The organism is Moorena sp. SIO2C4, from assembly GCF_010672485.1.
Classification (GTDB): Bacteria; Cyanobacteriota; Cyanobacteriia; order Cyanobacteriales; family Coleofasciculaceae; genus Moorena; species Moorena producens.
In genome coordinates, this window is sequence record NZ_JAAHGN010000511.1 from 1 (window position 1) to 5,222 (window position 5,222).

Here is a 5,222-nt window from a genome sequence, read left to right on the forward strand (position 1 = left end):
TCTCAACTCCAGCATGTTGGATCTTCTCGCTGTTGATGTGTGACACTATGCTACTGTAGCGTTTTCACATTCCTCTTCCCACACTTCCCATACTTCCCACACTTCCCCCTCTCTTCTCCCGATTGCCGATTGCCGATTGCCGATTCCCTTCCTATAATTCCAAGGAAACCCCTAGTTCCGGAGTGATGACTTTTGTGGGCAGATTGTCCTGGAGGAGTTGCGATCGCAATTCTTCGAGACTCCCCACTTCCCGCACTACGGAACCCAAAACCCCTTCATACTTGACATTTTCATCAATGGTTGTGGGCAGAAAGACTTGGGGTCGTAACCATTGCGCCAATTGCAGTGCTGTCTTATGCCCTTGAACGATTGGCCCGGCTAAGGGAATTTCTAAGGTTAGGGCTGGGCTAATCACGATATCTACTGGGGCATAATCCTTGACTTCAGCAGGGGGATAGCCATGAGGTTCGTAGTAAAGACTGGTACCACTATCCAACTGCGTGATCAGATAGGCATTTTCCTGCTGGAATGGACCAATGGGTGCTCCTGGCAAGGCTCGGATTTCTAAGTGATTTCCTAACGCAACGGTTTCACCAGGAGTAAGGGGGGTTACCTGGGTATAACCTAGCTGTTTGACTACCTTTGCCGCACTAGTAGAGCCCACCACTGGAATAGTTTTGTCTAATTTTTCCAAGGTTGGGGTATGGGTGTGGTCCTCTAAGCCTTGGGAGAGCAAAATTAGGTCAATTTTATCCGGAATGCTGTTAATTGCTTCCGGTTTGTCCCCTTTAAAGAACCAAGGTAGATTGCCAAAGACCAATGAACCCACTAACCAGGGGTCAATCAGAATCCGTTGCTCTGGAAGTTCCAGTAGCCAGGTGTTTGCGCCGAAATGGGTGAGATACATAGTTTAGAATGTAGAATGTAGAATTTAGAATTTAGAATTTAGAATTTAGAATTTGGAATTTAGAAGTCTGCCTTCACCATTCACCATTCTGCCTTAACCATTCTAACTCAATTCTTCATTCTGCCTTCTGCCTTCACCATTATAACTCAATTCTGCCTTCTTCATTCTGCCTTCTTCATTCTGCCTTCTTCATTCTGCCTTCTTCATTCTGCCTTCTTCATTCTTAATTCTTCATTCTCAATTCTTCATTCTGCCTTCTTCATTCTTAATTCTTCATTCTTAATTCCCTCGTAAATATCACTAAAGTTAATGGTAAAATCGATAGTACTTAATTCCAAAATTACATTTTCTGATGTTTGCTCAGTCAGTAACCATTGTCCTTCAATAGTTTTGGTATGTTGAATAACATGATATCTGGCTTGGTCTATTAGTATATATTCTTTGAATTGGGGAATTGAGCGATAGTAGAGAAACTTCTCTCCTTGGTCATAATTTCTAGTAGATTTAGATAAGACTTCAACAATTAGCAAGGGATTCATGACAGTAGTCTTACCTTTGCCGGTATAGATCGGTTTCCCCTTAATTACCATAAGATCAGGATAAGTATACTGACGATAATCAGGTATCCACAATCGCACATCACCGATATAGATATCGTAGTCTTTTCCTTTTAAGGCAAACTTCAAGTTAGCGGCAAAATTGAGAGCAATTTTATTATGATTGGTGGTTCCTCCAGCCATCGGTATAATTTCTCCATCCCGATATTCACTTTTATACTCAGCAGCTTCTTCTAGTTCTAAATACTCGTCTGCTGTGTAGTAGCGTTTTTTGTCTTGTAATAGCATCGTGTTTTTATTTGATAATAGGGAATAAGAATGTATAATTTAGAATTGATAATGAAGAATTTAGAATGTAGAATTTATAATTGGTAATTATTCATTCAGGGTAAACGCATTTTATTCTGAAATGCCTACTGGATATGAGATTGAACCGATAAGTATTTATGCTGATTAATTTTGAAATCGCTTCTGAGTAAGGCTTCTAGAATTTAGATGCGTTTGCCCTGGCGTAGCGTGGCCTACAGCCAAGCGCGAATCCGCATTAATTAACTTGGTATTCATAGCCGTCAGCCCTAAAGATTGTTTGCAAATATTTTGGATGTACATCAATCTTCTGAGCAGAAGTTTGTTCGCGTAGCGGAGGCCGTAGGCCACGCTTCGCGAACGGCTTTGCCGAAAGCACAAAACTCGGACGATAACGAATAGCAATTCGCCCTGTGTATTGCCCAGCATACTTCCCTTTCTTGATATCAGCTTTGACAATATCCCCTGTCTGAAAGCCTCTAAAAAACTTAGCAGCAGGTGCATGAGCCTTTGGAAAACCGTACTTATCTGGACGGCATCGCTGACGAACGCCATGACCTTTGGCTGTAACCGTTAGTGGTTTCACTCCGCTTAGTAATAACATCTGTGGGGTAGACTTACCTACACAAGCAGCATCAGTCCAATGGGTTTTCTCAATACCCCTAGTTTTCCGGTTGAACTTAGTCAAGCCGCCAGAACCTACCTCAATAGGTAGCTCTGTTAGTTTTAGTCTTCTGAACAATTCCCATCGGGTTGCGTTAACTGCTGCTGCATCTTTTAAAGGGTTTTTGGCTTTAGCTAATACCTTTTTGAGTATTTCCGGCTTTTTTCTTAGGAATTTCTCGATCGAGTCATTACCTTTTTTCTGATTGCAGCTTCTGCACGCAAGAGTTAAATTACTAACTCGATTGCTACCACCTTTTGATTTGGGGATAATGTGCTCAACCTCTAAGGGAGTATCAATAGCGCCACAGTAAACGCAGTTATGTCCCCACTTAGTAAGTAAATACTCTTTTACCTCAAATCCAAATAGCTCACCGTGTTGATATTCAACTCCTGATACTTCTGGGTTTTGCATTTTCTGAGTATCAAATCGAACTAATTCTTGAGATATTGCGGTTATAGGACACAACTTGATCAGCCGCCTAACCCAAGTCTCAACATTGAAAACTCGACTCATTAATGATGGTGGCAACCAACCGTCAGGGCGTGTTCGGTTTAGAAATCTTGGCTGACGATATCGGGTTTTGCGATTCCGTCTACCACGTCTTAATGCTCGTCGAGATTCTAGAGCCTTCTTAATCTGTTGACCTCGATGGTTGATTTCTAAAGCATTGGTAACCCGTCCAGTTTGCTCACAAACAATAGCAATACCTGTTGTTTTTGAGCCGGGGTCTATCTTAATTCTGTGTGAATGAGTAACAGAATCATCGATAGACCGATCTGGCATGATGATAGTGAATGGGTAGCGTTTGAAAACTTTAGCCCTCCCTTTCTTAAGTAGTTCTCTAGCTCTCGCTGGATGACAAGGATCTAGAGGTTGTTTGTTTTGATCTAGAACGAAAACTCGCATTACGCACGAACACTCCGATAAACGGGTAGAGTTAGCCTCGACAATGTTATTCAACCTTGTTAGGTACAACTCACTGGTTTAACTCGTTACGCCTGTTTAAAGCTGTACGACAGTTGCTACAAACTGGCACGTATTTGTAGGTGTCATGAGCTGAATAACGTAGTTCTCTAAGAACTTAGTCTGGTCACGACAGAGCAATCAATCTCCCGCTATAGTCCGAAGGAATTAGCGGCGAGTTCGTGACGGACGTTTTCCATCCACATTTTCAGTATATTACACAAAATTTATCATTATAACATATTTTGAAAATTTTTGTACCAAATTCTTTAGGGCTAATGTTATCGCTCTACGCCTAAGCCTTCACCGGTCAGCGGTCAGCAGTCAGCAGTCAGCATTAAGCGGTCAGTTGTCTGCTTTGTGGCACAGGCTTTGGCCTTGGCCTTTTGGCCTTTTGGCCACGCTACGCGAACGGCCACGCGTGCGCGTTTGGCCACGCTGTGCGAACGATGCTGGGACTTTCCTCAGATTCAACAAATGGTTACCTGTTTGATTCAAAAGCACCATCTGTAGTGCATAAACTCATAGCTGTTCGCGTAGCGTGCGCGTAGCGCTTAAGCTGATAGCTGATAGCTGATAGCTGATAGCTGATAGCTGATAGCTGATAGCTGATAGCTGATAGCTGATAGCTGACAGCTCCCTATCTCCCTAACATTGCCTCATAAGCCTTTTCCATTTCCCTAGTAAATTGCTTACCATTCCACAAGGGGGCAGTTTGTCGAGATTGTCGCAGTTTCCAGGAAATCTGTTGTCTTAGAGCAGGGTCTTTGCCTAAGCGAATCCCCCACTCGATATACTGATCATCTGTCCAGGCAATGCCTTCGGTGATTCCGGCATTCATCATCATGGTGTAACTGTTGCGAGCAACAAACTGTTCTCCCACTCTGGTGACTAGGGGAATACCCATCCACAGGGTTTCCAGGGTAGTAGTGGCTCCATTGTAGGGATAGGTATCCAGGACCACATCCGCAATGCCTAAGTTGGCACGATGAACGGCTTCCGTAGGGACTTCTGGTAGAAACCGGAGGCGATCGCACTCTACTCCTTCTTCTTCCGCAATCTGGTTAAAGAACCGTGTGATCGAGTCTTGGTCAGATTTACCCTTAATCAAAAAGTAGCTATTGGGGACTGCTTTGATAATTTTCATTTGCAGCCTTGTGGTATCGGGATTGCGCTTGTATCCCTTCTGACTACTGAGATAAACCGTGGCATCGTTGGGAATATCCAGGTGGTCCCGACGTAAGCTCGGTACACCCACTTCAAAGCCATCCACGGCAATATAGGTTTGGGGTAAGCGCCAGATTTTCTCGGAATAGTAAGCTTGAGCAGAATCTGGTAATACGTAGGGGTCAGCAATAAAGTAATCAATGGCAGGTAATCCTGAGGCATCCCACCCTAGCCACGTGACTTGTACTGGTGCCAGTTTCAGAGCCATGACTGCACAGGTTATATCCAGGGTGATGCTATCGAGGTCAATTAAAATATCCAGTTGATCCTGATAAACCTGTTCAGCCGCCTCTAGAAAATGAATCCCTAATTTGTGAGGATGGTCTACCTGATTGACATACCATTCTTGGAGGTTATCGTTTACTAGCTTGTAGTCTACAAAATAGCCATAAAGTTGAAACCGCTCCCGGTCATGATGCTCAAACAGCCAACGAGCTAGCCAGCCCACGGAATGCCGTCTTAAGCAATGACACAGGTATCCGACTTTTAAGGGTCTAGTAGTTTTTCCTCCGTCCTCAATTCCCCCCTTATTAAGGGGGGTTAGGGGGGATCCCTGCTCCCTATTACAGGGATTTTCCGATGAATTGACCTCACA

General features: G+C 43.7%; 5 protein-coding genes. 1 reads left to right on the plus strand and 4 read right to left on the minus strand.

The features are described from left to right. Positions 1-151: 151 nt before the first annotated feature. From F6K20_RS23205 to iscB, 3 genes are all read right to left on the minus strand, one after another. Positions 152-907 carry an MBL fold metallo-hydrolase gene (locus F6K20_RS23205; RefSeq protein ID WP_008190866.1) on the minus strand — a complete coding sequence of 252 codons (756 nt, stop codon included), beginning with the start codon at positions 905-907 and terminating at the stop codon, positions 152-154. A 245-nt stretch (positions 908-1,152) separates the two neighbouring features. Beyond that, positions 1,153-1,752: a Uma2 family endonuclease gene (locus F6K20_RS23210; protein WP_008190867.1), complete on the minus strand. Its 600-nt coding sequence runs from the start codon at positions 1,750-1,752 to the stop codon at positions 1,153-1,155. Between the two features lie 256 nt (positions 1,753-2,008). Continuing rightward, positions 2,009-3,343, minus strand: coding sequence for an RNA-guided endonuclease IscB (gene iscB, locus F6K20_RS23215; protein WP_008190869.1), 1,335 nt, complete (start codon positions 3,341-3,343; stop codon positions 2,009-2,011). 417 nt (positions 3,344-3,760) lie between these two features. Here iscB and F6K20_RS23220 point away from each other — a divergent pair, with 417 nt between their 5' ends. Continuing rightward, on the plus strand, positions 3,761-3,913 hold the full coding sequence (locus F6K20_RS23220; protein ID WP_154659979.1) for a hypothetical protein: 153 nt from the start codon (positions 3,761-3,763) through the stop codon (positions 3,911-3,913). A 127-nt stretch (positions 3,914-4,040) separates the two neighbouring features. Here F6K20_RS23220 and F6K20_RS23225 read toward each other — a convergent pair. After that, on the minus strand, positions 4,041-5,222 hold a 1,182-nt coding region (locus F6K20_RS23225; protein WP_502708866.1), incomplete at its 5' end, for an O-linked N-acetylglucosamine transferase, SPINDLY family protein.